Source organism: Streptomyces sp. H39-C1 (assembly GCF_027158125.1).
Taxonomy (GTDB): Bacteria; Actinomycetota; Actinomycetes; order Streptomycetales; family Streptomycetaceae; genus Actinacidiphila; species Actinacidiphila fildesensis.
The window spans coordinates 1-25850 of sequence record NZ_JAPVLS010000115.1; the positions used below are offsets into that span (position 1 = coordinate 1).

Genomic DNA, 25850 nt, shown 5'->3' on the forward strand with positions numbered 1-25850 from the left:
GTGGTGGGGAGGAGTGCCGGCGCCGGGAACACCGGGCCACACCTCGGACGACGTGCCGTCCGCCAGCAGCAGGGCCGCACGGCCGGCGTCGTCCTTGCGCAGCAGCCGCAGCGCGTCGGCGGCGGCCGCGGGGCCCGATACGGCGATGGCGTCGGCCGCCGCACCGAGGGCGGCGGCGACGGGGATCTCGAAGCCGGGCGCCACGGTGAGCAGTTCGGCGGCGGGACCGAGCAGGCCGGTGAGCCGGTCGCCCGCGGCGAGCAGCGCGCCGGTGCCGTCCTTGCGGCGCAGGCCCAGCGCCAGCGCGTCGCGCCGGGCGGTGAGGGCGGCCCGCTCGCGCTCGGCCGCGGTGGCCGCGTCGCGGACGGCCGAGAACGCCTCCTCGGCCGCCGCCTGCTCCTCCGTCGCGGCCGCCAGGCGCTCCTCCAGTTCGGAGTCGTCCGCCTCCAGGCCGTCCACCCGCTCCTTGAGCTCCTCGTACTCCTCCTGCGCGGATTCGGCGCGGTCCCGTGCCTCGTCGCGGGCCGTGGCGAGCCGGCCGATCTCCGCCTCCGCGGAACCGGCCCGGCCGCGCGCCGCGTTGACCTGGCCCTGCAGCCGCGCCAGCCCCTCCCGGCGGTCCGCGATCGCCCGCGCCACGGACCGCAGCCGCTGCTCCTCGGCCGCGAGCTCCTGTTCCAGGGCGGCGCGGTGGCCGACGGTGTCGTCCAGTGCCCGCCGCGCCGCGTCGAGAGCCTCCGTCAGTTCCGCCTCCTGCTCGCGGATCCGGGCCGCCTCACGTTCCATGTCCTCCGGCTCCCGGCCGCGCCGCTCCTCGGCGGGCTGGCCGGTGGCGTGCCGCACCCGCTGTTCGGCGAGGCCGATGGTGCCGCGTACCCGTTCGGCGAGCTGGGAGAGGCCGTACCAGGTGGCCTGTGCGTCGGCCAGCCGCGGTGCGAGCGCCCTGACCTGCTCCTCCAGAGCGGTCTCGCGCCGCAGCGCGGCGGCCAGGTCCCGTTCCACCGCGTCCCGCCGCTCCTTGAGCGACGCCTCGTCGGCGACCTCGGCGCTCAGCGCTTCGCGCAGGGTGACCAGATCGTCGGCGAGCAGCCGCAGCCGGGCGTCGCGCAGATCGGCCTGGATGACGGCGGCCCGCCGGGCGACCTGTGCCTGCCGTCCCAGCGGCTTGAGCTGCCGCCGCAGTTCGTTCGTCAGGTCCTGGACGCGCGCGAGATTGGCCTGCATCGCGTCGAGCTTCCGCAGCGCCTTCTCCTTGCGCTTGCGGTGCTTGAGCACACCGGCCGCCTCCTCGATGAAGGCGCGGCGGCCCATCGGGTCGGCGTGGAGCACGGAGTCGAGCTGGCCCTGGCCGACGATGACGTGCATCTCGCGGCCGATGCCGGAGTCGGAGAGCAACTCCTGGATGTCGAGCAGCCGGCAGGTGTCGCCGTTGATCTGGTACTCGCTGCCGCCGTTGCGGAACATGATCCGCGTGATGGTGACCTCGGCGTACTCGATGGGCAGCACACCGTCGGAGTTGTCGATCGTCAGCGACACCTCGGCGCGGCCCAGCGGCGGGCGCCCCGTGGTGCCGGCGAAGATGACGTCCTCCATTTTGCCGCCGCGCAGCGACTTGGCCCCCTGCTCCCCCATGACCCAGGAGAGCGCGTCCACCACATTGGACTTACCGGACCCGTTGGGGCCTACGACGCACGTGATGCCGGGCTCGAAGCGCAGCGTCGTGGCGGAGGCGAAGGATTTGAATCCGCGCAGCGTGAGGCTCTTGAGATGCACGCCGTCGGACTCTACCTTCCGTGTTCGGTTTCGCCAGGGAAGGTGCAGGGCACATCAGACGATGACAACAGTGATCGTCGGGGGGCCTGCGGGTGAAGACGGAACGACGAAGGGACGCCGAGGCGTCCCTTGCAAAAAACTCTAGCGGTGCCGTGGCACCCGTCCGGTGATGCGTCCGGATCAGGCGGGTACGGGCTCCGCGCGAGATACATCGATGCTGCTGAGCAGCGACTCTTCGTGCGACGCCACAGTCAGTGCGTCGTTCTCGGTCTGCATCCGAACAAGCTCGGACTCCAGATCCTGAACGCGCTGCTGAAGCCTTCGCATCTCGGCGAGGAGTCGCGGGTCGGGGCCGCCGACGTAACCGAGAAGCGCCTTTGCCATGATTGATGGTCCTCCACGCTGAGTGACCGACCGGGAGCGGTAGGGTCGTGGGTGAGGGGTATGTGCACCCGCGCGGTGCGCCGAAGCCGCCGCTTTGATTGCATTACGGCTACGATGCGCGGGGCTTCCAGCGTCTCACCAAATAGTTGGACGGTCAACACGATCACAGCCCAGCGATCGGGTCAGCCTCAGAAAACACGGCGAAAGAGCGCCGGCGGCTGCCCGTGGGGCGTCGAGATCATCCTCGATGTCGGCAGCCTTGCACGACACTCCGGATATGGCAACTGTCCCGGGCAGCCTTGCCGTAGGCGATTGCCTACCGCATGTACGCGGGGCGTGACACTCAGCGGATCTCGAACCCGTCGTACCCGCCGCGCGGCCGGCCCCAGATCTCGGTGACGCCGTCGACACGGCCGGGCGTGTCCCCGGTGGCCAGCCAGTCGAGCAGCTGTTCGCACCGTGTGCGGTCCCCCTCGGCCACCACCTGCACCCGGCCGTCGGCGAGGTTGCCGGCGTAACCGTCCAGACCGCCGATCCGCATCGCGTTGGCCCGGGTCCACCAGCGGAAGCCGACGCCCTGGACGCGCCCGCGCACCCAGGCCGTAAGCCGGACATTTTCGTTCATGTGTGCACGCTATCCCGTCAGTTGCACAGGCTTCACTCCGGTCCCGTGCGTCATTCGCTACAGTCGGCCCGCAACAGGACTCACCCGTTCGGGTTAATCCGAGACCGTGAGGACAGCATTAATGGGCCGCCACAGTCGCAATGCCACCGAGGCCGTCGCGCCGACCCGGAGCCGTCGGGGCCACCGGGGCCCTCGGCGACGGCACAGCGCCGTTCGCACCGGGCTGCTGGCGTCGTCCGCCGCTCTGGCCGTGGGCGCCGTCGCGATGTCGTCAGGACTGTTGTCGTCGCTGAACGGAGGACCGGGGGGCATCACCGCCCAGGGCAGCCCCGGCGGGACGCGCACCCAGCCGGACGGCTCGTCCGGCCCGTCGCTGCCGGAGACCGGCTCCCCCTCCCCGAGCACCACCGGCCGCACGAACGTGCCGAGCAGTCCGACCACGACACGCGGCGGCAATCCGTCAACGGCGGCGCCGACGACACCGCCGACCTCGGCCGCCGCGCCCAGCACCACCCCGGCCCCCAAGGTCACGCCCACCCGGAAGCCGGTCACTCCGCGGCCCACCACCCCGTCCCCGACGCCGACCCGCACCGCGACGCCGATACCGACGCCGACCCAGGACGGAACCGCCGTCACCGCCCAGGCCGCGGTGCTGAAGCTGGTGAACGCCGAACGCGTCAAGGTCGGCTGCTCCCCCGTGACCGCGGACCCGTCGCTGGCCAAGCTCGCCCAGGCCTTCAGCGAGGACATGGCGATCCGGGACTTCTTCGACCACACGGACCCGGACGGCGACACCCCCTGGGACCGGGCCAAGTCGGTCGGCGTCACCAACCTCGGCGGGGAGAACATCGCCCGCGGCCAGGCCGACGCGGAGGCCGTGATGACCGCCTGGATGAACAGCGCGGGGCACCGCGCCAACATCCTGAACTGCGACTACAAGACCCTCGGCGTCGGCGTCCACTACGCGCCGGGCGGCCCCTGGTGGACGCAGGACTTCGGCTTCTAGGAGAGCCCGCGGGAGAGCGGGAGAGGGAGACCAAGGGCTAACTTTTCGAAAGCGCAAGCCCGGGGTCAGCGCAACCCAGGAGTACGCTCATGCCATGGACACCTGCAGGAGCGACTCCGGGCGCGACGGGCTCCCGTTCAGCGTCTTCGAGCGCGACTGCCCCTCCCGCGGCACGCTGGAGCACGTCACCGGCCGCTGGGGCAGTCTGACGCTCGGCGCGCTCGGTGAGGACACCGTGCGCTTCAACGAGCTGCGCCGCCGGGTCGACGGCGTGAGCGAGAAGATGCTCTCCCAGACGCTGCACGCCCTGGAGCGCGACGGGCTGGTGCACCGCGAGGCGCAGACGACCAATCCGCCGCGCGTCGAGTACCGGCTCACCGAGCTGGGCCGGGAGACCACCCGCAGGCTGCTCGACCTGATCCAGCTGGTCGAGGGCCGGATGCCCGAGGTGCTGGCCGCCCGGGAGACCTACGACGCGGCGCACGCCGCCCGGAACGCCCCGAAGGCGAGCGCGTAAGTCCTGAGCCGTCAGCCCCAGAGCCGTGCGCCCTGAACCCTGAGCCCGCTACTGGGGATCGCGGCCGGCAACCGGCGGGCGCTGGCAGCGCGGGCAGAAGTAGCTGGAGCGGTTCATCCACGGACGGCGGCGGATCGCGGTACCGCAGCGGCGGCAGGGCTCGTCCTCGCGCCCGTACGCGTCCAGCGACCGGTCGAAGTACCCGGATTCGCCGTTCACGTTGACGTACAGGCTGTCGAAGCTCGTGCCGCCGGCCGCCAGCGCGTCGCTCATCACCTCGCGGATGTGTGTCACCAGCTCGGCCGTCCTGGGCCGGGTCATCGTCGCGGTGGGCCGCTCGTAGTGCAGCCGGGAGCGCCACAGCGCCTCGTCGGCGTAGATGTTGCCGACCCCGCTGATCAGCGACTGGTCGAGCAGGGCGCGCTTGATGGTGGTCCGGCGGCGGCGCAGCGCGGCGTGGAACGCCTCCTCGTCGAAGGCGTCCTCCAGCGGGTCCGGCGCGATGTGCGCGAGCGGTACGGGCAGCGCCAGCGGACTGCCCGGCACGACGTCATGGAGCGACAGACCGCCGAAGGTGCGCTGGTCGACGAAGCGCAGCTCGGTGCCGAGCTCGTCGTCGAACCGGATCCGGACCCGCAGATGGGTCTCGTCAGGGGCCGCGTGCGGCTGGATCAGCAGCTGGCCGCTCATCCCGAGGTGCCCGAGCAGCGCGGTCGTCCCGTCCAGCGGCAGCCACAGGTATTTGCCCCGGCGGCGGGCCGGGCCGATCAGCGCGCCGGCGAGCCGGTCCGTGAAGTCCCCGGCGCCCGCGAGGTGGCGGCGGACGGCGCGCGGGTGCAGCACCTCCGCGTCCGCGACGGTGCGCCCGGTGACCCAGCGCTCCAGCCCGATGCGGACCACTTCGACCTCAGGCAGCTCGGGCAACGCCCCTCCTCCGGGTACGCGTCGAGCCCACCGACTGATCGTCGGTGGGCTCGTTCTGACGGGTGTGCGATCAGCTCGCCGCTGAGGCGGATTCGCGGATCGCACGCCAGGCGGCCTCGGCCGCCTGCTGTTCTGCTTCCTTCTTGCTGCGGCCGGTGCCGGCGCCGTACTCGACACCACCGACGCGGGCGGCAGCCGTGAAGGTCTTCTCATGGTCGGGACCCGACTCGGTGACCACGTATTCGGGAACACCGAGGCCCTCGCTCGCGGTCAGCTCCTGGAGACTGGTCTTCCAGTCCAGGCCGGCCCCGAGGTTGGACGACTTCTCGATCAGCGGATCGAAGAGGCGGTGCACGAACTCGGACGCGGCATCCAGACCCTGGTCCAGATAGACCGCGCCGATGACCGCCTCGAGGGTGTCCGCGAGGATCGATGCCTTGTCCCGGCCGCCCGTGCCTTCCTCGCCCCGTCCCAGCCGGATGAATCCGCCCAGGTCGAGTTCGCGACTCACTTCCGCCAGCGCACGAGAGTTGACCACCGCGGCCCGCAACTTGGCCAGCTGGCCTTCGGGCAGGTCGGGGTGGGTGCGGTACAGCGTGTCCGTGACCACCAGGCCGAGCACGGAGTCCCCGAGGAACTCCAGCCGCTCGTTGGTGGGCAGACCGCCGTTCTCGTACGCGAACGAACGATGGGTCAGCGCACGCACCAGAAGGGCGGGCTCGAGTGTGTACCCGAGCCGCCCTTCCAGAAGCGTGTGAGGCCAGGCTGTGTCCGCCGGCGCCTGCTTCGGCGATTTGGCGTCTGACATGAAGCCTGTCACCCGCCGATCAGACCTCGAGGACCTGACGACGGTTGTACGTGCCGCAGCTCGGGCACGCGATGTGGCTCTGCTTCGGCTGGTGGCAGCTCTCGCACGCCACCAGGCTCACGGCAACAGCCTTCCACTGCGCACGGCGGTGGCGCGTGTTGCTGCGCGACATCTTCCGCTTCGGAACAGCCACGGCTACTTCTCCTGGTTCTCGTCGGCGCCCTGGTCGGCACCGCTCTTCTTAAATTCCTGCAGGGCCGCCCACCGAATGTCGGCGACCTCATGGTGGTGGTCCGGGTCGTCCGCGAGCCGCTCTCCGCAATCGGAGCACAGTCCCGGGCAGTCTTCCTGGCACACCGGCTGCAGCGGCAGTGCGAGCACCACCGCGTCCCGCAGCGCGGGTTCGAGATCGAACAGGTCGTCCTCGAGGAAGAGAACGTCCTCCTCCTCCGCGTCGTCACCGGCTTCGTCCTTGCGGGCGGTCCGGGTGTCGGCGTCGGGGTAGGAGTACATCTCTTGGAAGTCCGCATCGAGCTTGCGCTCGAACGGCTCCAGACACCTTACGCACTCTCCCGAGAGCGGCGCACGGACGGTACCTGTGACAAGTACCCCCTCCATGACCGACTCCAGTCGGAGCTCCAGCTGTACTGCCGTGCCCTCGGGCACCCCGATGACCTCGATACCGAGATCCTTGGGTGCCGGCACCGAACGGGAGACCTTCCGCATCGAACCAGGACGACGACCCAGCTCGTGCGTGTCGAACACGAGAGGCTCGCGGTGGTCGAGACGGGGGGTTTTCAGGGCTTCCTCTTTCATCGGTGCGGCTTGCCCTCACCCCGGAGGGTGGGCAGCCCAAAGAGCCGGCGATTCACACGGCTGGAAAGGTCAGGATACTGGACGTCCGGGCAGGACCCAACTCGCCCACCCGTCACCAACCACCACCCTTGCGACGAGACGCTTCGCGCCGCCCCGCTTTTTCTCCCCTGACCCCCTCTGACCCCCCACGTGACCAGCGCGTTCAGCGCCCCTGTTCCAGCTCCCGCAGCCGGTTCAGATCGATCATGCCGGTGTCGAAGAGGCTGGTCTCGTCCAGCGCCGCGGCCTGGTGCTGGGGCTGGTGCTGCGGCTGCTGGTCGTACGGCTGCTGCTGGTACTGGCCCTGCGGGTCGGCGTAGGTCTGCTGCCCGTAGTCCGGCTGGTAGCCGCCGTAGCCGGCCTGCTCCGGGTATCCCTGCTGCTGCTGGGCCGCGTACGGGTCGGAGTAGGCGGCCTGCTGGCCGTAGTCCTGCTGGTACCCGTAGTCCGGCGTGGCCGGCGTCGCGTCGTACGAGTAGTCCGTCTGCTGGGTCTGTGCGGGGACCGGGGCCGCCAGGCCCGCCATGAACTCGGCGTCGGTCTGGTGGCCGCCCGCCGCGTCCGCGGCGTCCTGGGCCGCCATGTGGGCGCCCAGCTCGTCGGCGACGCTGTGGCCGGTCAGCTTGAGCCGGCCGCGGCCGACGGCCTCCAGGGTCTTGGAGAGCACCGCCTCGAAGGCGCCCAGCTTGGCGTCCACGTAGTCGTCGGCCCGGCGCCGCAGCGTCTCCGGGTCGGCGCTGCGCTCGGGGGCGTCCGCGTCCTCGTAGCCCTGCTCGTCCAGACCGGGGCCCTGGCCGAGCAGCTTCTCGCGGCCGCGGTCGACGGAGCCGATGGTCTTGGTGAGCACGACCTCGAAGTTGGCGAGCTTGCTGTCCACGTAGTCGTCGGCCTCGGCGCGGATCTCCTCCGCCTCGCGGCGGGCCTCGGCCACGATGCGCTCCGCCTCGTCCTGGGACTGGCGGGCGACCTGGGTGTCCGAGATCATCGAGTCGCGCTCGGCGTGCGCCGACTCGATGATCCGGTTCGCCTCGAGGCGGGCCTCCTCGACCATCTGCTCGCGGCCGCCCAGCAGCGCCTCGGCCTGCGACAGCGAGTCGGGGAGCGCGGAGCGCACCTCTTCGAGCCTGCTCAGCAGCTCGGCACGGTTGACCACGCACGAGGCGGACATCGGCATGGACCGCGCGCCTTCGATGGCCGCGACGATCTCGTCGAGCTTCTTCTGCACGTCCACGGGCGTCAGTCTTTCCTCAGCGGGGCCCGGCCGGGTCCGGACGGGACATGCAGACTCTAGCGCTGCCCGAGCCGGTCGTTGAGAGCCGCCAGGATCGTCGGCGGCACCAAGTGGGAGATGTCACCGCCCCATTGGGCCACCTCCTTGACGAGACTGGAGGAGAGGAAGCTGTAGGTGGGGTTGGTCGGCACGAAGAGCGTCTCGACCCCGGACAGCCCGATGTTCATCTGCGCCATCTGCAGCTCGTAGTCGAAGTCGCTGACCGCGCGCAGACCCTTGACGATGGCCGGGATGTCGCGCTGCTTGCAGAAGTCGACGAGCAGCCCGTGGAACGACTCGACCTGCACGTTCCCGAATTCCGCGGTGACTTCCTGGATGAGGGCGATGCGCTCCTCGACCGAGAACAGACCCTGCTTGGACTGGTTGATCATCACCGCGACGTACACGGTGTCGTAGAGCCGGGAAGCGCGGGCGATGATGTCGAGATGTCCATTGGTGATCGGGTCGAAAGACCCCGGACAGACTGCGCGACGCAACTGAGACTCCTCGCTCTCCGGGCCGTTCATGACCCGGCGGTAACTTCGGCGGCGCGACCGTACCAAAGGGTCGCCTCGCCGTAACGGCGGGCCCTCACTGCCTCGAAGCCGTCGGGCCAGGGGGAGACTCCGCCACGGGTGCGCCGTTCCACGGTGACGATCGCGTCGTCATCCAGCCACCCCTGAATGCGGAGTGTGAGCAGGATCTCCCGCAGTTCGTCGTCGCCCATGTCGTAGGGCGGGTCCAGGAACGCCATGTCGAACGGGGTCGCGGGCGCCGGGCCGGCGATGACCTGCTCGGCCCGGCCGGCCCGCACCTCGGCGCCGGGCAGCCCGATCATCTGCACGTTCTCCCGGATGGTGCGGGCCGCTGCCGGGTCGGACTCGACCAGCAGGACGTGCTCGGCGCCGCGCGAGAGCGCCTCCAGCCCGATCGCCCCCGAGCCGCCGTACAGATCCAGCACCCTGGCACCGTTCAGCGTGCCGCGCAGCGACTCCCAGGTGGAGAACATCCCCTCCTTGGCGCGGTCCGAGGTGGGGCGGGTCCCATTGCCCGGGGGCACGGCCAGGCGGCGGCCACCGGCGGCTCCGGCGATCACGCGGGTCATCTCGTCCTTCACGTCCTCGACATCGTGGGGGAACGGCGCTGTTCGCGGCCGCTCCCCCACGATACGGAGTCACTCCCTGCCGGGCTCCTCCACCGCCCCCACCAGCGCGGTGGACGCGTAGCGGGACCAGGACAGGCAGCCGTCGGGCGGGCAGAACTCCGGGCGGCGCGGGTCGTGCCCCAGCTCACGCAGCTTGGTGCGGACCGAGTCCGGGGTCCGCCCGAAGCGGGCGGCTATCCGGGCGATGGTCTCGCTGTCGTGGAACCGCCGCAGCAGCTCCTCCTCGTGCTGCGGCACCCAGGGGGCGCCGTGGCCGGGGAACAGCTCCCGGAGCACGTCACGGTCGGGGATGGGCTCGGACACGTCGGCTACGAGCGCGAGGGCGCGCAGCGCGCGGTTGAGAGCGATCCGCAGGGACGGTACGTCCGCCATGGGCAGCCGCAGATCGCCGGACGCGAGAAGGGTGTCGGGGTCGTCCTCACTCCATCCGGAGAGGGTGAGAGTGACGTTGGTGTCGTCGTCGCTGGCGAGCTCGATCCGGAAGACCTTGTCGCCGAGCGGCAGTTCGTTGAGATGACGGAACGACATGCTTTTGCCCCCAAAGGTCCATCGACTTGGACTACGTCCATTCTCTCAGGGGGGTCTGACAATCGCCCTGCTCAGCACGGCAGTTCAGCCCTGTTCAGCGGCCCGGTTCAGCCCTTGTCGAGGTACTCCTCGCGGTCCGCGTCGACCAGGCTCTCCAGGGCGCTGCGCAGGTCCGGGTGGTCGGCCAGTTCGGGGTCCGCGGCGACCAGTGCGGTGGCCTCGTCGCGGGCGGCGGCGATGACCTCCTCGTCGTCGATCACGGTCAGCATGCGCAGCGACGAACGGGTGCCGGACTGGGCCTGGCCGAGGACGTCGCCCTCGCGGCGCTGCTCCAGGTCGATACGGGACAGCTCGAAGCCGTCCAGGGTCGCCGCGACGGCGGAGAGGCGCTGCCGGGCGGGGCTCGCCTCGTGCGCCTCGGAGACGAGCAGGCAGAGCCCTGGAGCGGAACCCCGGCCGACGCGGCCGCGCAGCTGGTGGAGCTGGGAGACGCCGAAGCGGTCGGCGTCCATGATCACCATGACGGTGGAGTTCGGGACGTTCACCCCGACCTCGATGACGGTGGTCGCCACCAGGACGTCCACCTGGCCGGCGGCGAACCGGCGCATCACGTCGTCCTTGGCGTCCGGCTGCATCCTGCCGTGCAGCACCTCGACCCGCAGCCCGGCCAGCGGGCCCGCGGCGAGCTGCTCGGCGATGTCCAGGACGGCCAGCGGCGGGCGGCGCTCCGCGTCGTCCGGCTTCTTCTTCGCGTCCTCCTCGTCGCCGATGCGGGGGCAGACCACGTACGCCTGGTGGCCCTTCGACACCTCCTCCCGCACCCGCTCCCAGGCGCGGGACAGGAAGTGCGGCTTGTCCTTGGCCGGGACGACATGGGTGGCGATCGGCGAACGGCCGGCCGGCAGCTGGTCCAGGACGGACGTCTCCAGGTCGCCGAAGACGGTCATGGCGACCGTGCGCGGGATCGGGGTCGCGGTCATCACCAGCAGGTGCGGCGGTTTGGCGGCCTTGGCGCGCAGCGCGTCGCGCTGCTCGACGCCGAAGCGGTGCTGCTCGTCGACCACGACCAGGCCCAGATCGTGGAACTGGACCTTGTCCTCGATCAGGGCGTGCGTGCCGATCACGATCCCGGCGTCACCGCTGATGAGGTCCAGCAGGGCCTGACGGCGGGCGGGCACCCCCATGGAGCCGGTGAGCAGCACGATCTTGGTGGCGTTCTCCGCGCCACCGAGCATGCCCCCGCCGGCGAGGTCGCCCATCATCTCGGTGATCGACCGGTGGTGCTGCTGGGCGAGCACCTCGGTGGGCGCCAGCATCGCGGCCTGGCCGCCGGAGTCGACGACGGCGAGCATGGCGCGCAGCGCGACCAGCGTCTTGCCGGAGCCGACCTCGCCCTGGAGGAGCCGGTGCATGGGGTGTTCGGTCGCCAGGTCGGCGAAGATCTCGGCGGAGACCTTCTGCTGGCCTTCGGTGAGGGTGAACGGCAGCCGGGTGTCGAACGTGGTCATCAGCCCGTCGGCGTGCGGCACGCGCGGGGTGGCGGGCAGCGCGGAGTCCGCGGCCCTGCGGCGCGCCAGGGCCACCTGCAGGACGTACGCCTCGTCCCATTTCAGCCGGTCCCGCGCCTCGGCGATGTCGGCCTTGGTACGCGGCCGGTGGATCTTCTCCAGCGCCTCGGAGAGCGGCGCCAGGCCTCGCGCCTCGCGCAGCGCGGCCGGCAGCGGTTCGCCGACGCCCGCCCAGCTGGTGCCCCGCATCGAGTCGAGGACCGTCTGCACGGACTGCGCGATCTGCCAGGAGCTGATCTGCTTGCACGCGGGGTAGAGCGGGATCTGCTGGTTGGCGAACGCGGCCGCCACGTCCGACTCCCCGCCCTTGGCGTCCTCCGCGTCCAGCAACTGGTAGTCGGGGTGGGCGAGCTGGCGGGTGCGGTTGAAGACCGAGACCTTGCCGGAGAACATCCCGCGGCGGCCGGGGATCAGCCGGTGGGCGTGCGCGTGCGCCGCCTTGCTGAAGAACACCAGGGTCAGCGAACCGCTGCCGTCGGTGACGACGACCTCCAGGCGGACGCCCGTGCCGCCGTTGTACGTCCTCTTGTCGGCCTTGGCGATCTCCGCGACGACGGTGACGTGCTCGTCGAGCGGGAGGTCGGCCAGCCGCGTCAGCTCGCCGCGCTCGGCGTACCGGCGCGGGTAGTGGTGCAGCAGGTCGCCGACGGTGTGCAGGTCGAGGTGGTCGGCGAGCACTTTTGCCGTGCGGCCGCCGACCGACTTCTTCAGGGGTTCGTCCAGGGCAGACATCGGGTCCATCTTTGCGCACGGCAGTGACAAAGCGGGTGCGGCCTGCGGCGAGCGGTTATTCGACGCCGATGAGGAGCGGGCAGGTCTGCTGGCCGCCCTGGTAGACGACGGTGTCCACCGCGATGTGGCCGGCCTGGACGTGGGCCTCGATGCGGTCCGCGAGGTCGGGCGGGGCGCCGGCGCCGAGGACGAGGGTGACCATCTCGCCGCCCGCGGCCAGCATGCGGTCGAGGACGATCGTGCCGGTCTCGACCAGGTTCCCGCCGATGACCGCGACATCGCCGTCGATCAGCCCGAGGACGTCGCCGGCCTGGCAGATGCCGGCCATGGTCCAGGACTGGTGCTCGGCGACGGCCAGTTCCGCGTAGCGGGTGGCGCCGGCCGCCGAGGTCATGGCGACGACGTCCTCGTCGAAGCGCCGTGCGGGCTCGTGGACGGCGAGCGCGGCGATGCCCTGCACCGGGGAGCGGGTGGGGATCAGGGCGACCCGGACGCCGTCGGCGCGGGCCCGGTCGGCGGCGGCGCCGGCGGCGTGCCGCAGTTCCACATCGTTCGGGAGGAGCACCACTTCGCGGGCGTTGGCACGGCGGATCGCGGCCGCGATCTCGCCGCTGGCGGGCGGGTCGCCGGGGCGGACGGCGACGACGGTCGCACCGGCCTGGGCGCAGAGGTCGGCCAGCCCGTCACCCCGTACGACGGCGACGACGGCGCGCCGCACCCGCTCCGGTGGCCGCCCGCTGTCCCCGGCACCCTCGTGGTGCCGGGAAACCGCATCGGGCACCACGGGGGTGTCGGTGTCCGTGTCGGGCCGCTCACGGACCTGATCGCCGAAGTGGGTGACGCGGATCCGGTAGGGGCGACCGGCCTCGATACCGGCCTCGATGGCGGCTCCCGCATCGTCCACGTGGACATGGACGTTCCACAGGCCGTCGCCGCCGACGACCACCAGGGAGTCCCCGAGGGCGTCCAGCCGCCCGCGCAGCGCGGGCAGGGCGGTGTCGGACGCCTCCAGCAGGTAGATGACCTCGAAGGCGGGCCCGCCGGGCACGACGTGCGGGTCCGAGCCGTCCTCGTCGCGGCAGCCGTACGGGACGGGCGGCGCGTGATCGGCCAGCGGTCCCATCGGCACCTCACCGGCCAGCGCGTCGGCGAGGGCGCCCAGCACGGCCACCAGGCCGCGTCCACCCGCGTCCACGACGCCGGCCCGGCCGAGTACGGCGAGCTGGCCGGTGGTGGCGGCGAGTGCGATGCGCGCGCCCTGGTGGGCGGCTCTCGCGACGGAGACCGGACCGCCGCCGTCCCGCTCCGCGGCGGTGGCCGCCTCGGTGGCGACGGTGAGCATCGTCCCCTCGACGGGGTGGGCGACCGCCAGGTACGCGGACCCGGCGGCCCGGCGCAGCGCCCGGCGCAGCAGTTCGGCGGTGTCCTGATCACCGGCCGCGGCGGCACCCCCAACGGCTCCGTTGCCCGCCGCCTTCGACGCCACGTTTCCCGTCGCAGGATCGTCCGTGAGCGCTTCCGTCATGCCGCGCAGCAGCTGGGCGAGGATCGTGCCGGAGTTGCCGCGGGCGCCTATCAGGGCGCCGTGGGACATCGCGCGGAAGGCCTGGGCGAGGTCGGGGGTGTGTCCGGAGGCGGCATGACCGTCGAAGACGGCGTCGACGGACTGGGCGGCTGATTCCATCGTCAGGTACAGATTGGTGCCGGTGTCCCCGTCGGCGACCGGATACACGTTGATCGCGTCGATCTCCTCGCGGGCCCGGCCCAGCGCCTGGAGGGCCAGTCGGCACCACGCGCGCACCGCGGAAGCGTCGAGCGTGTGCGGCACCAAGTCCTCCTGCGGACACCTGAAGCGGAGACTGCTGCAGGTGAGGGTATCCGTGACACCGGTCACGGCGGCAGTCGGCCGGGGCGGCGGACCCCGCGACCGTGGTAATTTCGTTGTGCGGGAGTGGCCGTTGTATGCTGCTCCGGTTGTCCGGGAATCTCCCGGGCTTTTCACTGTAAGTGCATCTCGAAGTCTTTGGAGTGACCCGTGGCTGCCAACTGCGACGTCTGCGGCAAGGGGCCGGGCTTCGGCAACGCTATTTCCCACTCGCACCGCCGTACTCCCCGCCGTTGGAATCCCAACATTCAGCGGGTGCGTGCTGTGGTCGGTCGGACGCCGAAGCGCCTCAATGTCTGCACCTCGTGCATCAAGGCCGGCAAGGTCTCGCGCTGACGCGTACACGTCGTAGCAGCGCAGCCTTGCGGCTACTCGAAGCCGGTCCACCTCAGGGTGGGCCGGTTTTCTTGCGTTCAGGGGCGGCTTTCCTGCGTTCGGGGCCGGTTTTCCTGCGCTCAGGGCCGGTCGCCGGGCGCTGACGCCACCAGCAGCTCGGCGCTCAGAGCTCCCGGCGCTGCCGCCAGGCGTGGTCCACCGGGCCGATGCCGCCGCCCAGCCGGAAGCCGGCCGCGATGGCGCCCGTGACGTAGTCCTTGGCGGCGCCGACCGCCGCCGGCACCTCCAGGCCCAGCGCCAGGTACGAGGCGATGGCGCTGGCCAGCGTGCAGCCGGTGCCGTGGGTGTGCCGGTTGTCGTACCGGACGGCGCGGAACCAGTGCTCCCGCGAACCGTCGGAGAGCAGGTCCACGGCGTCGCCGTCGAGATGGCCGCCCTTGATCAGGACCCAGCGCGGCCCGAGCGCCAGTACCGCTTCCGCGGCCTCGCCCATCGCCGCCTCGCCGTCCACCACGACACCCGTCAGCTGGGTGACCTCGTCGAGGTTCGGGGTGGCGACGGTGGCCACGGGCAGCAGCTCGGTGCGGACGACCTCCAGCGCCCCGGCCGTCAGCAGGGAGTCCCCGTGCTTGGAGATGCCGACCGGGTCGACGACCACGGGGGCGCCCACGTCCGCCAGCAGAGCGGCCACCTCGGAGGCGATCGCGGCCGAGGAGAGCATGCCGGTCTTGACGGCCTGCACGCCGATGTCGTCGACCACGGCGCGGAACTGCGCGCGAACGGCCGCCACCGGCAGCTCCCAGGCCCCCTGGACGCCCAGCGAGTTCTGCGCGGTGACCGCGGTCAGCACGCTCATGCCGTGCACGCCGAGCGCCAGCATCGTCTTCAGGTCGGCCTGGATGCCCGCACCGCCGCCGGAATCGGATCCGGCGACGGTGAGCACCCTGGGCGGGGACAGTCGCATACCCGTGAACCTAGTCCCCGGCGCCCTGCGCCGTGGTGTCGCCGAAGTGGTCCCAGCCGCCGGCCTTGTCCCAGGCGGCGCCGTCCACGGTGACGTGCGGGGTGCCGGGGGCCTTGAGCACCTCGCCGATCACCCGCCAGCGGGCCGGGAGCTTCACGTCGGGCGGGAAGGCCGCGACGATCGCGTGGTCCTCTCCCCCGGTCAGCACCCAGTGCAGCGGGTCCACGCCGACCGCCTGCCCGATGTCGGACATCTGCGCGGGTACGTCGATGTCCGCGGACTTCAGGTTGATCAGCACCCCGCTGGCCGTCGCGATGTGCCCGAGGTCGGCCACCAGTCCGTCGCTGACGTCCGTCATCGCGGTGGCGCCGAGCTCGGCCGCCGCGGGGCCCGCGTGGTACGGCGGCTCGGGCCGCCGGTGCGCCTCGACGAAGGCGCGCGGCGAGCGGAAGCCGCGGGAGAGCACCGCGAGGCCGGCCGCCGACCAGCCCAGCCAGCCGGTCACCGCGATGACGTCGCCGGGCCGGGCGCCGGACCGGGTGACGGGCTCGCGGTTGCGCAGGTCGCCGAGGGCGGTGATCGCGACCGTGATCGTGTCGCCGCGCACCACGTCGCCGCCGACCACGGCGGCACCCGCCACCTGGCACTCGTCGCGGATGCCGTCCATCAGCTCGATCGGCCAGGTGGCCGGCAGCTCTGCCGGGACGACCAGCGCCAGCAGGACCGCGGTGGGCACCGCGCCCATCGCGGCGATGTCCGCGAGATTCTGTGCCGCGGCCTTGCGGCCGACGTCGTAGGCGGTCGACCAGTCACGCCGGAAGTGCCGGCCTTCGAGCAGCACATCGGTGGTGGCGACCACCCGGCGGTCCGGCGCGGCCACCACCGCCGCGTCGTCCCCAGGCCCCAGGCGTACATTGGGAGTGGTCGTGAGCCGGGAGGTCAACTCCCTGATCAACCCGAACTCCCCCAACTCGCCCACGGTCCCCTTCATCTGTTTGTCCCTTTCACGTCGTCATTCCCCTGGAGATTCCGCTCAAAGCGAGTGCTCGGTACCGCGCGGGTCTCCCCGCGCCGTGCGGCGACGCGATAACGTGGCGTCCCCCCTCCCACATGATCCTCGAAGCCGCCCTGGAGGTTCCGTGGTACAGGCGTACATCTTGATCCAGACCGAGGTTGGGAAGGCCTCGGCAGTAGCGGAGACGATTGCGAAGATCTCCGGCGTCATTCAGGCCGAAGATGTCACCGGTCCCTACGACGTCATCGTCCGGGCCCAGGCAGACACGGTCGACGACCTGGGCCGCATGGTGGTCGCGAAGGTACAGCAGGTGGACGGGATCACCCGTACTCTGACCTGTCCCGTCGTCCATCTGTAGCCCCCGACTATGCTCGTCCGGTGATAGCTTTTCGCCGGTTCGCGCTGATTTCCGTTGCCGCCGTCGCGTGCTTGTCCGCGGCGGCGGTCTTCGTTTCCGCAGCCGGTCCGGCCGATGAGACGCCCGTTCCGGCTCCGGACGCGCGGGCCGCCGTCTACTGCCGTGCGCTGCACCGGGATCTGCCGCACTCCGTCAATGGACTCGGCGTGCATGATCTCAGGCCCGCGTCCGACTTCACCGCCGGGTGGGGAAATCCGGCGATCGTGCTGCGCTGCGGGGTGCCGAGGCCGCAGGCGATGAACGATTCCAGCGCGGACTCGGTGGAGGTGGACGGCGTCGGCTGGCTGATCCAGGCCCAGGGCGACGGCAGCTTCAAGCTCACCACGACGCTGCGCAAGGCGTACGTCGAGGTCACCCTCCCCAAGAAGTACGCCGGCGACGTCGGTCCCCTCACCGACCTCGCCGGCGCCGTCAAGAAGACGATCCCGAACGAGCTCTAGGGCGTGTTTCGAAAGGAGCGCCGTTCGCCCGGAGGGCGTGGCCCACGGCGTCTGGTGCGTGCGCTCGCAAGGCGGAGGGTCGTCCTCGTACTGGACCGTACGTGGACGAGCCCGACAACGCAGCGAGGGCGCGTGCCAGGCGTCGTGGGCCAGGCGGGACTTTCGCAACACGCCCTGGGCCGCGCCCTGGCGCGGGCGGCGGCCTGGAGCGAGCCGTGTTCTAGCGCAGCCCGGTCCGGCGGCGCAGTGCGGCCTGGATCAGCCGGTCCACCAGCTCCGGGTACTCCACGCCGCTCTCCTGCCACATCCGCGGGTACATGGAGATGGGCGTGAAGCCGGGCATCGTGTTGATCTCGTTGATGACGAACTCTCCGCTGTCGAGCAGGAAGAAGTCCGCGCGCACCAGGCCCTCGCAGGAGACCGAGTCGAAGGCCGCGACGGCGAGCCGCTGCACCTCCGCGGTCTGCTCGGGGGTGAGCGGCGCCGGCACGATGCCCTCGGCCGAGTCGATGTACTTGGCCTCGAAGTCGTAGAAGTCGTGGGCGGTGACCGGCGGGATCTCCGCCGGAAGGCTGGCGCGCGGGCCGTCCTCGAACTCCAGGACGCCGCACTCGATCTCACGGCCGCGCAGCAGCGACTCGACGATGACCTTCGGGTCGTGCCGCCGGGCCTCCTCGATCGCCTCGTCGAGACCGGACGCGTCCTCGACCTTGCTGATGCCCATGGACGAGCCCGCGCGGGCGGGCTTCACGAAGAGCGGCCAGCCGTGGTCCGCGGCGAACTCCACGATGCTCCGGCGGGCGGTCTCCTGGTCGTTCTCCCAGTCACGCGGCCGGATCACCAGATACGGCCCGACCGGCAGGCCGAAGGAGATGAAGACCCGCTTCATGTACTCCTTGTCCATGCCGACGGCCGAGGCGAGGACGCCCGCACCCACGTAGGGCACGCCGGACAGCTCCAGCAGGCCCTGCAGGGTGCCGTCCTCGCCGTAGGGGCCGTGCAGCACGGGGAAGACGACATCGACGTCGCCGAGGGCCTTGGGCACCACTCCGGGCTCGCTGTAGACGACCTCGCGGTTGGCCGGGTCGACCGGGAGCACGACGGTGCCCTCGTGGTCGGTGACCTGTTCCACGGTCGGCATCCGGCGGTCGGTGATCCCCATCCGGTCCGGGTCGTCGCTGGTCAGCGCCCAGCGGCCGTCCGTCGTGATCCCGATGGGAAGGACGTCGTACTTCGACCGGTCGATGGCCCGCAGCACGCTGGCCGCGGTGACCACCGACACCCCGTGCTCGGAGCTGCGTCCGCCGAAGACGAGCGCTACCCGAGGCTTGCGCTGCGGTTGGTCGGGAGTCTGGGAAGAAGGCAGATTGCTCATGGTTCGTTGACCCTACCGCTCGGATTTCGCGGAGCGGGACATCAGCTCCTTGACGGCCACGACCGGCGGCTTCCCGTTGTGCACGATGTCCACGACGGTGTCCGTGATCGGCATGTCGACACCGTGCCGGCGTGCCAGATCGGCCACCGACTCGCAGGACTTCACGCCCTCGGCAGTCTGCCGGGTGACCGCGATGGTCTCCGCGAGCGACATGCCGCGGCCGAGGTTGGTGCCGAAGGTGTGGTTGCGGGACAGCGGCGACGAGCAGGTGGCGACCAGGTCGCCCATGCCGGCCAGCCCCGCGAAGGTGTGCGCGTCGGCCCCCATCGCCAGGCCCAGCCGCGTCGTCTCGGCCAGCCCGCGGGTGATCAGCGAGGCCTTGGTGTTGTCGCCGAGCCCCATGCCGTCGGCGATGCCGACGGCGAGCGCGATGACGTTCTTGACCGCTCCGCCGAGTTCGCAGCCGACCACGTCGGCGTTGGTGTACGGGCGGAAGTAGGCGGTGTGGCACGCGGCCTGGAACCGCTGGGCCACCGACTCGTCGCGGCAGGCGACCACGGAGGCGGCGGGCTGCCGGGCGGCGATCTCCTTGGCCAGGTTGGGGCCGGAGAGCACCGCGACCCGCTCGGGGCCGGCCTTGGCCACCTCTTCGATGACCTCGCTCATCAGCTTGGCGGTGCCGAGTTCGACACCCTTCATCAGGCTGACCAGGACGGCGTCGGGGCGCAGCAGGGGCGCCCACTCGGCGAGGTTGCCGCGCAGCGTCTGCGACGGGACGGCCAGGACGACGAATTCGGCGTCCCTGGCGGCCTCGGCCGGGTCGGTGGTGGCCCGTACGGCCTCGGGGAGCGCGATTCCCGGCAGGTAGTCGGGGTTCATGTGGGTGGCGTTGACCGCCTCGACCAGCTCGGGCCGGCGTCCCCACAGCGAGACGTCACATCCGGCGTCGGCGAGCACCATCGCGAACGCGGTGCCCCAGGAGCCGGTTCCGTACACCGCGCAGCGCGTTGACACTTACGACTCCTCCTGCTGATCCGTCGGGTTCTTCACGGGCTGCCGTACGGGCTCGGGTTCCGGTGCGGGCCGCGGCACGGGCTCCGGTGCGGGCTTCCGCGTGGTGCCGCCGGTCTTCGCGGCCCGTTCCGCCTTGTCCGCCCGGCGGGCACGAGCCGCCTGGCGCGGGTCGTAGAGCGCGGCGGGCGCGGGCTCCCCGCGCAGCACGGCGAGCAGCTCGGTGATCTCCACCATGATCACCTCGGTGACCTCGCGCAGCACCTCCGCGGTGGGCTCCTCGCCGTAGAACCGCGACAGGTCGACGGGCGGGCCGGCGATCACCCGCAGGGTCTTCCGGGGAAAGAGGAAGAACTTCTTTCCCTTGGCGTACGGCGGCATCGCCTCGTTGGCGCCCCATTGCGCGACCGGGATCACCGGCGCCTTGGTGAGCAGCGCGACCCGTGCGGCGCCGGTCTTGCCGGTCATCGGCCACTGGTCGGGATCACGGGTGAGCGTGCCCTCCGGATAGAACGCGACGCATTCGCCGGAGTTGATCGCGGCGACGGCGGCGCGGAACGCGTTGGCGGCGTCCGTGGACTCCCGGTAGACCGGAATCTGACCTGTTCCGCGCAGCATCATGCCGACAAAGAAGATCTTGAAGAGCCCGGCCTTCGCGAGCAGGCGCGGAACCCGTCCGGTGTTGTACTGGAAATGGCCGTACGACAGCGGGTCGAGGAATGAGTTGTGGTTGACGGCCGTGATGAATCCACCGCCGGCCGGAATGTGCTCCATTCCGCGCCAATCCCGCTTGAAGAGGACAAGAAGCGGCGGTTTCGCGATGGCGGCTGCGAGCCGGTACCAGAAGCCGATTCTGCGGCGGGACACCAGAACTTCCTCCTCATTGCACGAGGCTGCACCAGTGCAGCCGCACAAGTGTCGCCGGTACGCACACCGTAACGCCAGGGCGGGCGGGGCGAGGGGCGCGCCCCCGGGGAAGCTGCGTCGCCGGTGCCTGCGGGAGTCCCCTGGCGGGGAATCGGGCCAAGGAACAAGGGGTGGGTCCGTGGCCGTCGGGCGGGTGGGTCACCGCACAATGGTTCGGTGCCCGTATCCGTGATGTGGTCCCTCGTCGTACCGCTGAAGCCGCTCGCCGTGGCCAAGAGCCGGCTGGCGCCGGCCGCGGGGACGGTGCGGCCGGGGCTGGCGCTGGCGTTCGCCCAGGACACCGTGGCCGCCGCGCTGGCCTGCGCACAGGTGTGGAGCGTCACCGTCGTCACCGACGATCCGCTGGCGGCGGCGGAACTGGCCGCCCTGGGGGCCCGGATCGTGCCGGACGCTCCGGCGGCCGGACTCAACGCGGCTCTCGCGTACGGCGGGCACCTCATCCGGTCCGCCACTCCCGATGCGGCCGTGGCGGCCCTGAACGCCGATCTCCCGGCCCTGCGCCCGCTGGAGCTGTCCGCAGTGCTCAACAGCGCCGCGAGAGCCTCAGGGAGGGCATTTCTGGCCGATGCGGCGGCGATCGGCACCACGTTGCTCACCGCGCCGCCGGGTCATGACCTGGCGCCGGCGTTCGGCGGTGCCTCCCGGGCCCGGCACCGGGCCTCCGGCGCCCGGGAGATCACGCTGCGCGGTGTGGACTCCGTGCGCCAGGACGTCGACACCCCCGCCGACCTGCGGGTGGCGCTGGCCCTGGGGGTCGGCCCGCGGACCGCGGACGTCGCCGCCGGGCTGCTCATCACCGACTGACCGGCGCGGCACCTGTCCCCACGGGAGGCCGCACGCGGTGTCGCGGCGGTGGGCGCATTCACTAGGCTTCCGGTCATGCAGGCGACCGCGTACACATACGACCCCGGGACACGTGCCGGCAGCGTGCTGCTCGACGACGGGACTCCGCTGCCGTTCGACGCGGCGGCCTTCGACGCGGGGGGCCTGCGGCTGCTGCGGCCGGGCCAGCGGGTGCGGATCCGCACCGAGGGGGACGGCGACGACCGCCGGGTGGTCTTCCTGACGCTGCAGACCTTCGCGGATCCCCAGGCGCCCAAGGCGTAGCGGCGGGCCGGGAGCCGCCGGACCTGCCGGAGAACGGCGCGGGCCGGGCTCCCTGGTGGGGAGCCCGGCCCGTCGCGGCCTGCAGGTGGTGACTACTTCTTCGCAGTCCGCTTCACAGCGGTCTTGCGGGCGGCACTCTTCTTGGCCGGGGCCTTCTTCGCCGTGGCCTTCTTGGCCGGGGCGGACTTCTTGGCGGCGGCCTTCTTGGCGGTGGCGGCCTTCTTGGCCGGGGTCGCCTTCTTCGCCGCGGCGGTGGTCTTCTTCGCCGTGGTCTTCTTGGCGGTCACCGTCTTCTTCGCGGGAGCCGCCTTCTTGGCGGTCACGGCCTTCTTCGCCGCGGTGGCCTTCTTGGCGGTGGCCTTCTTGGCCGCGGCCTTGGCGGTGGTACGGGTGGAAGCCCCGCCACTCAGGCTGCCCTTGGGCGCCTTCTTGACCGCGACATCGTTCTTCGGGAGCTTCTTGGCCCCGCTGACCAGGTCCTTGAAGCCCTGACCCGCGCGGAAGCGCGGCACCGAGGTCTTCTTGACCCGGACCCGCTCCCCGGTCTGGGGGTTGCGGGCATAGCGGGCGGGACGGTCGACCTTCTCGAACGAACCGAATCCGGTGACCGAGACCCGGTCGCCGGAGACGACCGCGCGGACGATCGCGTCGAGAACCGCGTCAACCGCGTCCGCGGCGGCCTGGCGGCCACCTACCTTGTCGGCAATCGCTTCTACGAGCTGCGCCTTGTTCACGTCTTCCCCTTCGGAAACTTTGCCCGGCGAATGAGTACGGGCTTTTTCGCACGTTAGGCGGATATATACCGCAAATCAAATACGAAACGGGCGAATCACCCTTGTGCCGCAACGAACTCGGCTCTCAGACAGTTCCTTGATCAAGAAATCTGCCCTGGTCGAGCTCCCGCAGGAAGACGTCCAGACGCCGTGCCGCACCGGCGAGATCATGCTTGGCCGCAGCAGTCACGACGAGGAGTTTCCGGTTCAACTCCAGCCTTACGTCATCGGGTACTTGGAGATTCGCGACGCGCGCGTGCGCCTCCTTCAGCCGGGCGGCGAGGACCCCGTAGAGCTCGAGTTGGCCATCGCGTTCCATGTACCGATTGTGCCATCTGCGGTGAGTTGTCGCGCACGACAGGACCAATGTCTCGTGCGACAGGGCCAATACGGTGGTCCGGGCATGCCGAAGCGCCCCCCGCGGACCGCGGAAGGCGCTTCGAAATCCGGCCGGATCCCCTCGCAGGGACGGTCAGACCTGCACGGTGCTCGGCTTGTGCGCCGGGCGGGAGCGCTCATAGGTGGTGATGTCCGCCTCGTTGGCGAGGGTCAGGCTGATGTCGTCCAGCCCTTCCAGCAGGCGCCAGCGGGCGTTGTCGTCCAGCTCGAACGCCGCGGTGATGCCCTCGGCGCGCACTTCCCTTGCCACCAGGTCGACCGTGACCTCGGCGGTCGGGTCGGCCTCGGTCAGCTTCCACAGCCGCTCGACGGTCTCCTGCGGCAGCACGACCGTGAGCAGGCCGTTCTTGAGCGAGTTGCCCCGGAAGATGTCCGCGAAGCGGGACGAGATCACGGCTTTGAAGCCGTAGTTCTGCAGCGCCCACACCGCGTGCTCGCGGGACGAGCCGGTGCCGAAGTCGAAGCCGGCGACCAACACGGTCGCCCCCGCGCGCTCGGGCAGGTTGAGAACGAATTTCTCGTCCTTGCGCCAGGCCTCGAAGAGCCCGTCCTCGAAGCCGTTGCGGGTGACCTTCTTCAGCCAGTGGGCCGGGATGATCTGGTCGGTGTCGACGTTGCTGCGGCGCAGCGGGACGGCCCGGCCGGTGTGTGTGGTGAACGCTTCCATCGGTATCAGGCCTCCACAGCGGTACGGGCGTCGGAGTCGGTCAGGTCCGCGGGCGAAGCGAGGTGCCCGAGTACCGCCGTGGCGGCGGCGACCTGCGGCGATACCAGGTGCGTACGGCCGCCCTTGCCCTGCCGTCCCTCGAAGTTGCGGTTGGAGGTGGACGCGGAGCGCTCACCAGGGGCGAGTTGGTCGGGGTTCATGCCCAGGCACATCGAGCAACCGGCGTGCCGCCATTCGGCGCCGGAAGCGGTGAAGACCTTGTCCAGGCCCTCGGCGACGGCCTGCAGGGCGACCCGGACCGAGCCGGGGACGACCAGCATGCGGACGCCGTCAGCCACCTGTCGGCCCTCGACGATGGACGCCGCGGCCCGCAGATCCTCGATCCGGCCGTTGGTGCAGGAGCCGACGAAGACGGTGTCGACCTTGACCTCGCGCAACGGCTGGCCCGCGTGAAGTCCCATGTACTCCAGGGCCTTCTCGGCGGCCTGGCGGTCGCTGGGGTCGTCGAACGACGCCGGGTCCGGCACCGAGGCGCTCAGCGGGGCGCCCTGGGCGGGGTTGGTGCCCCAGGTGACGAACGGGGCCAGTGAGGCACCGTCGATGTAGACCTCGTGGTCGAAGACCGCGTCGTCGTCGGTGCGCAGGGTCTGCCAGTACTCGACGGCGGCGTCCCAGTCCGCGCCCGTGGGGGCGTGGTCACGGCCCTGCAGATAGTCGAACGTGGTGCGGTCGGGGGCGATCATGCCGGCCCGCGCGCCCGCCTCGATCGACATGTTGCAGACGGTCATCCGGGCTTCCATCGACAGCTTCTCGATGGCCGGGCCGCGGTACTCGATGACATAGCCCTGGCCGCCGCCGGTGCCGATCTTCGCGATGATGGCGAGGATCAGGTCCTTGGCGGTGACATCGGCGGGCAGTTCGCCGCCGACGGTGATCGCCATGGTCTTGGGGCGGGCCAGCGGCAGGGTCTGGGTGGCCAGAACGTGCTCGACCTGGCTGGTGCCGATGCCGAATGCGAGCGCGCCGAAGGCGCCGTGCGTGGAGGTGTGGCTGTCGCCGCACACCACGGTGGTGCCGGGCTGGGTCAGGCCCAGCTGCGGTCCCACCACGTGGACGACGCCCTGCTCGACGTCACCCAGCGGGTGCAGACGGACACCGAACTCCGCGCAGTTCTTACGCAGCGTCTCCAGTTGGGTACGGGAGACCGGGTCGGCGATCGGCTTGTCGATGTCGAGGGTCGGAGTGTTGTGGTCCTCCGTGGCGATGGTGAGATCGGTCCGCCGCACCTGGCGCCCGTTCAACCGCAGACCGTCGAAGGCCTGGGGGCTGGTCACCTCGTGCAGCAGGTGCAGATCGATGTAGAGAAGGTCGGGCTCGCCCTCGGCGCGCCGGACGACATGGTCGTCCCAGACCTTTTCCGCGAGTGTCCTACCCATCGCTGTCCCTCCGACCGGCGTCGCTGCCGGCCAACTCGTCTGATGTGGACTCCGTCCGGTCCCCTGGTTCCGGTCGGCGTCCCTGCCGTGCTCCCCAGCCTGACGCTTTCGCTGGAAAATTGAACTTGCGTTTCACAGTGTGAGACGCGAATATCGTTGCATGGACAACTCTAGCGGCGTCGGCGTTCTCGACAAGGCGGCTCTGGTGCTCAGCGCGCTGGAGTCCGGACCGGCCACCCTGGCCGGGCTTGTCGGCGCCACGGGCCTCGCCCGCCCCACCGCGCACCGCCTCGCGGTCGCGCTCGAACATCACCGGCTGGTCGCCCGTGACATGCAGGGCCGCTTCATCCTGGGCCCCCGGCTCTCCGAGCTCGCCGCCGCGGCGGGCGAGGACCGGCTGCTGGCCACGGCGGGACCGGTCCTCACCCACCTGCGGGACGTGACCGGCGAGAGCGCCCAGCTCTACCGGCGCCAGGGCGACATGCGGATCTGTGTGGCCGCCGCGGAACGGCTGTCCGGGCTGCGGGACACCGTGCCGGTCGGCTCGACGCTGCCGATGAAGGCCGGGTCCGCCGCCCAGGTCCTGATGGCATGGGAAGAGCCGGAGCGGCTGCACCGTGGTCTCCAGGGTGCCCGATTCACGGCCACCGCGCTCTCCGGCGTACGCCGCCGGGGCTGGGCCCAGTCCATCGGCGAGCGGGAGCCGGGCGTCGCCTCCGTCTCCGCGCCGGTGCGCGGGCCCTCGAACCGGGTGGTCGCCGCCGTCTCGGTCTCCGGACCGATCGAGCGGCTGACCCGGCACCCGGGCCGGATGCACGCCCAGGCCGTCATCGACGCCGCGGGACGGCTCTCCGAGGCCCTGCGCCGCAACGGCTGAGACCGCGCTTTCCCATCACCACCCGTATCGAGCGCGCCGGTGCCGGGGGCGCCCGCCAAACCCCC

The 25850-nt window shown here is 71.0% G+C and carries 30 protein-coding genes; 8 read left to right on the forward strand and 22 right to left on the reverse strand.

Going from position 1 to position 25850, the window contains the following annotated elements; genetic code table 11:
* The 3 genes from O3W51_RS42180 to O3W51_RS42190 all read right to left on the reverse strand — a co-directional run.
* Positions 1-1773: chromosome segregation SMC family protein (locus O3W51_RS42180; RefSeq protein WP_269289066.1), on the reverse strand; the 1773-nt coding region annotated here is incomplete at its 3' end.
* 180 nt (positions 1774-1953) lie between these two features.
* Entirely contained in the window at positions 1954-2157 is a 204-nt protein-coding gene (locus tag O3W51_RS42185; protein WP_138356463.1) for a hypothetical protein, read from the reverse strand.
* Between the two features lie 343 nt (positions 2158-2500).
* Positions 2501-2782, reverse strand: a complete 282-nt coding sequence (locus O3W51_RS42190) for an acylphosphatase (RefSeq protein ID WP_138356464.1) — start codon at positions 2780-2782, stop codon at positions 2501-2503.
* Positions 2783-2903: 121 nt separating this feature from the next.
* Between O3W51_RS42190 and O3W51_RS42195 the strand changes: the two genes are divergently transcribed.
* Together O3W51_RS42195 and O3W51_RS42200 are read left to right on the forward strand one after the other, a co-directional pair.
* Entirely contained in the window at positions 2904-3788 is an 885-nt protein-coding gene (locus O3W51_RS42195) for a CAP domain-containing protein (RefSeq protein ID WP_138356465.1), read from the forward strand.
* A 94-nt stretch (positions 3789-3882) separates the two neighbouring features.
* Positions 3883-4305 (forward strand): winged helix-turn-helix transcriptional regulator, encoded by a 423-nt coding sequence (locus O3W51_RS42200; RefSeq protein ID WP_138356466.1) that lies wholly within the window; start codon positions 3883-3885, stop codon positions 4303-4305.
* A 48-nt stretch (positions 4306-4353) separates the two neighbouring features.
* Here the strand turns inward: O3W51_RS42200 and mutM are convergent, their stop codons facing one another.
* The 10 genes from mutM to O3W51_RS42250 form a co-directional block, all read right to left on the reverse strand.
* Complete coding sequence (gene mutM, locus O3W51_RS42205) at positions 4354-5229, reverse strand: bifunctional DNA-formamidopyrimidine glycosylase/DNA-(apurinic or apyrimidinic site) lyase (RefSeq protein ID WP_138356467.1); 876 nt, start codon at positions 5227-5229, stop codon at positions 4354-4356.
* Positions 5230-5299: 70 nt separating this feature from the next.
* Complete coding sequence (gene rnc, locus O3W51_RS42210) at positions 5300-6037, reverse strand: ribonuclease III (protein ID WP_138356468.1); 738 nt, start codon at positions 6035-6037, stop codon at positions 5300-5302.
* 19 nt (positions 6038-6056) lie between these two features.
* Positions 6057-6230, reverse strand: a complete 174-nt coding sequence (gene rpmF / locus O3W51_RS42215; RefSeq protein ID WP_138356469.1) for a 50S ribosomal protein L32 — start codon at positions 6228-6230, stop codon at positions 6057-6059.
* A gap of 2 nt (positions 6231-6232) precedes the next feature.
* The gene (locus O3W51_RS42220) at positions 6233-6853 is read right to left on the reverse strand and encodes a YceD family protein (protein WP_138356470.1); all 621 of its coding nucleotides are present in this window, start codon (positions 6851-6853) and stop codon (positions 6233-6235) included.
* A 202-nt stretch (positions 6854-7055) separates the two neighbouring features.
* Entirely contained in the window at positions 7056-8123 is a 1068-nt protein-coding gene (locus tag O3W51_RS42225; RefSeq protein WP_138356471.1) for a cell division initiation protein, read from the reverse strand.
* 56 nt (positions 8124-8179) lie between these two features.
* Positions 8180-8659 carry a pantetheine-phosphate adenylyltransferase gene (gene coaD, locus O3W51_RS42230; protein ID WP_187145035.1) on the reverse strand — a complete coding sequence of 160 codons (480 nt, stop codon included), beginning with the start codon at positions 8657-8659 and terminating at the stop codon, positions 8180-8182.
* A 26-nt stretch (positions 8660-8685) separates the two neighbouring features.
* Positions 8686-9267, reverse strand: coding sequence for a 16S rRNA (guanine(966)-N(2))-methyltransferase RsmD (gene rsmD, locus O3W51_RS42235; RefSeq protein WP_138356499.1), 582 nt, complete (start codon positions 9265-9267; stop codon positions 8686-8688).
* A 69-nt stretch (positions 9268-9336) separates the two neighbouring features.
* Positions 9337-9855, reverse strand: a complete 519-nt coding sequence (locus tag O3W51_RS42240; RefSeq protein ID WP_138356473.1) for a hypothetical protein — start codon at positions 9853-9855, stop codon at positions 9337-9339.
* A gap of 107 nt (positions 9856-9962) precedes the next feature.
* Complete coding sequence (recG, locus tag O3W51_RS42245) at positions 9963-12164, reverse strand: ATP-dependent DNA helicase RecG (protein WP_187145034.1); 2202 nt, start codon at positions 12162-12164, stop codon at positions 9963-9965.
* Between the two features lie 46 nt (positions 12165-12210).
* Entirely contained in the window at positions 12211-13983 is a 1773-nt protein-coding gene (locus O3W51_RS42250; RefSeq protein ID WP_269289074.1) for a DAK2 domain-containing protein, read from the reverse strand.
* 207 nt (positions 13984-14190) lie between these two features.
* Between O3W51_RS42250 and rpmB the strand changes: the two genes are divergently transcribed.
* Entirely contained in the window at positions 14191-14376 is a 186-nt protein-coding gene (gene rpmB / locus O3W51_RS42255; protein ID WP_138356476.1) for a 50S ribosomal protein L28, read from the forward strand.
* Between the two features lie 163 nt (positions 14377-14539).
* Here the strand turns inward: rpmB and thiD are convergent, their stop codons facing one another.
* The gene (gene thiD, locus O3W51_RS42260; RefSeq protein ID WP_138356477.1) at positions 14540-15340 is read right to left on the reverse strand and encodes a bifunctional hydroxymethylpyrimidine kinase/phosphomethylpyrimidine kinase; all 801 of its coding nucleotides are present in this window, start codon (positions 15338-15340) and stop codon (positions 14540-14542) included.
* 10 nt (positions 15341-15350) lie between these two features.
* On the reverse strand, positions 15351-16331 hold the full coding sequence (locus O3W51_RS42265; RefSeq protein ID WP_138356478.1) for a thiamine-phosphate kinase: 981 nt from the start codon (positions 16329-16331) through the stop codon (positions 15351-15353).
* Between the two features lie 148 nt (positions 16332-16479).
* Between O3W51_RS42265 and O3W51_RS42270 the strand changes: the two genes are divergently transcribed.
* Together O3W51_RS42270 and O3W51_RS42275 are read left to right on the forward strand one after the other, a co-directional pair.
* On the forward strand, positions 16480-16713 hold the full coding sequence (locus O3W51_RS42270) for an Lrp/AsnC family transcriptional regulator (protein ID WP_138356479.1): 234 nt from the start codon (positions 16480-16482) through the stop codon (positions 16711-16713).
* A 20-nt stretch (positions 16714-16733) separates the two neighbouring features.
* On the forward strand, positions 16734-17213 hold the full coding sequence (locus O3W51_RS42275; protein ID WP_138356480.1) for a DUF3515 domain-containing protein: 480 nt from the start codon (positions 16734-16736) through the stop codon (positions 17211-17213).
* Positions 17214-17433: 220 nt separating this feature from the next.
* Here the strand turns inward: O3W51_RS42275 and O3W51_RS42280 are convergent, their stop codons facing one another.
* Genes O3W51_RS42280 through O3W51_RS42290 form a run of 3 tightly spaced genes read right to left on the reverse strand, consistent with a single transcriptional unit; the run spans position 17434 to position 20466 of the window.
* Positions 17434-18588, reverse strand: a complete 1155-nt coding sequence (locus O3W51_RS42280; RefSeq protein ID WP_138356481.1) for a D-alanine--D-alanine ligase family protein — start codon at positions 18586-18588, stop codon at positions 17434-17436.
* A gap of 12 nt (positions 18589-18600) precedes the next feature.
* Positions 18601-19602: an NAD(P)H-dependent glycerol-3-phosphate dehydrogenase gene (locus O3W51_RS42285; protein ID WP_138356482.1), complete on the reverse strand. Its 1002-nt coding sequence runs from the start codon at positions 19600-19602 to the stop codon at positions 18601-18603.
* Complete coding sequence (locus O3W51_RS42290; RefSeq protein WP_138356483.1) at positions 19603-20466, reverse strand: lysophospholipid acyltransferase family protein; 864 nt, start codon at positions 20464-20466, stop codon at positions 19603-19605.
* Positions 20467-20694: 228 nt separating this feature from the next.
* Between O3W51_RS42290 and cofC the strand changes: the two genes are divergently transcribed.
* Together cofC and O3W51_RS42300 are read left to right on the forward strand one after the other, a co-directional pair.
* On the forward strand, positions 20695-21330 hold the full coding sequence (gene cofC / locus O3W51_RS42295; RefSeq protein ID WP_164297878.1) for a 2-phospho-L-lactate guanylyltransferase: 636 nt from the start codon (positions 20695-20697) through the stop codon (positions 21328-21330).
* A 75-nt stretch (positions 21331-21405) separates the two neighbouring features.
* Entirely contained in the window at positions 21406-21633 is a 228-nt protein-coding gene (locus O3W51_RS42300) for a hypothetical protein (protein ID WP_138356484.1), read from the forward strand.
* Between the two features lie 92 nt (positions 21634-21725).
* Here O3W51_RS42300 and O3W51_RS42305 read toward each other — a convergent pair whose 3' ends face one another.
* From O3W51_RS42305 to leuC, 4 genes are all read right to left on the reverse strand, one after another.
* Entirely contained in the window at positions 21726-22367 is a 642-nt protein-coding gene (locus O3W51_RS42305; protein WP_138356485.1) for an HU family DNA-binding protein, read from the reverse strand.
* Between the two features lie 124 nt (positions 22368-22491).
* Positions 22492-22725 (reverse strand): hypothetical protein, encoded by a 234-nt coding sequence (locus tag O3W51_RS42310; RefSeq protein WP_138356486.1) that lies wholly within the window; start codon positions 22723-22725, stop codon positions 22492-22494.
* Between the two features lie 153 nt (positions 22726-22878).
* Entirely contained in the window at positions 22879-23472 is a 594-nt protein-coding gene (gene leuD / locus O3W51_RS42315; RefSeq protein ID WP_138356487.1) for a 3-isopropylmalate dehydratase small subunit, read from the reverse strand.
* Between the two features lie 5 nt (positions 23473-23477).
* Positions 23478-24908 carry a 3-isopropylmalate dehydratase large subunit gene (gene leuC / locus O3W51_RS42320; RefSeq protein WP_138356488.1) on the reverse strand — a complete coding sequence of 477 codons (1431 nt, stop codon included), beginning with the start codon at positions 24906-24908 and terminating at the stop codon, positions 23478-23480.
* Positions 24909-25068: 160 nt separating this feature from the next.
* On the opposite strand from leuC, the gene ndgR reads away from it, so the two are divergent.
* On the forward strand, positions 25069-25785 hold the full coding sequence (ndgR, locus tag O3W51_RS42325; RefSeq protein ID WP_138356489.1) for an IclR family transcriptional regulator NdgR: 717 nt from the start codon (positions 25069-25071) through the stop codon (positions 25783-25785).
* Positions 25786-25850: the final 65 nt, after the last annotated feature.

Coding starts and splice junctions, on each gene's coding strand:
- O3W51_RS42265 (WP_138356478.1), bottom strand. CDS start 16,331: ATGAAGGGGACCGTGGGCGAGTTGGGGGAGTTCGGGTTGATCAGGGAG.
- O3W51_RS42200 (WP_138356466.1), top strand. CDS start 3,883: ATGGACACCTGCAGGAGCGACTCCGGGCGCGACGGGCTCCCGTTCAGC.
- rnc (WP_138356468.1), bottom strand. CDS start 6,037: ATGTCAGACGCCAAATCGCCGAAGCAGGCGCCGGCGGACACAGCCTGG.
- thiD (WP_138356477.1), bottom strand. CDS start 15,340: ATGCGACTGTCCCCGCCCAGGGTGCTCACCGTCGCCGGATCCGATTCC.
- O3W51_RS42195 (WP_138356465.1), top strand. CDS start 2,904: ATGGGCCGCCACAGTCGCAATGCCACCGAGGCCGTCGCGCCGACCCGG.
- O3W51_RS42185 (WP_138356463.1), bottom strand. CDS start 2,157: ATGGCAAAGGCGCTTCTCGGTTACGTCGGCGGCCCCGACCCGCGACTC.
- leuC (WP_138356488.1), bottom strand. CDS start 24,908: ATGGGTAGGACACTCGCGGAAAAGGTCTGGGACGACCATGTCGTCCGG.
- O3W51_RS42280 (WP_138356481.1), bottom strand. CDS start 18,588: ATGAGCAATCTGCCTTCTTCCCAGACTCCCGACCAACCGCAGCGCAAG.
- O3W51_RS42220 (WP_138356470.1), bottom strand. CDS start 6,853: ATGAAAGAGGAAGCCCTGAAAACCCCCCGTCTCGACCACCGCGAGCCT.
- ndgR (WP_138356489.1), top strand. CDS start 25,069: ATGGACAACTCTAGCGGCGTCGGCGTTCTCGACAAGGCGGCTCTGGTG.
- O3W51_RS42310 (WP_138356486.1), bottom strand. CDS start 22,725: ATGGAACGCGATGGCCAACTCGAGCTCTACGGGGTCCTCGCCGCCCGG.
- O3W51_RS42190 (WP_138356464.1), bottom strand. CDS start 2,782: ATGAACGAAAATGTCCGGCTTACGGCCTGGGTGCGCGGGCGCGTCCAG.
- rsmD (WP_138356499.1), bottom strand. CDS start 9,267: ATGACCCGCGTGATCGCCGGAGCCGCCGGTGGCCGCCGCCTGGCCGTG.
- recG (WP_187145034.1), bottom strand. CDS start 12,164: ATGGACCCGATGTCTGCCCTGGACGAACCCCTGAAGAAGTCGGTCGGC.
- O3W51_RS42300 (WP_138356484.1), top strand. CDS start 21,406: ATGCAGGCGACCGCGTACACATACGACCCCGGGACACGTGCCGGCAGC.
- O3W51_RS42240 (WP_138356473.1), bottom strand. CDS start 9,855: ATGTCGTTCCGTCATCTCAACGAACTGCCGCTCGGCGACAAGGTCTTC.
- leuD (WP_138356487.1), bottom strand. CDS start 23,472: ATGGAAGCGTTCACCACACACACCGGCCGGGCCGTCCCGCTGCGCCGC.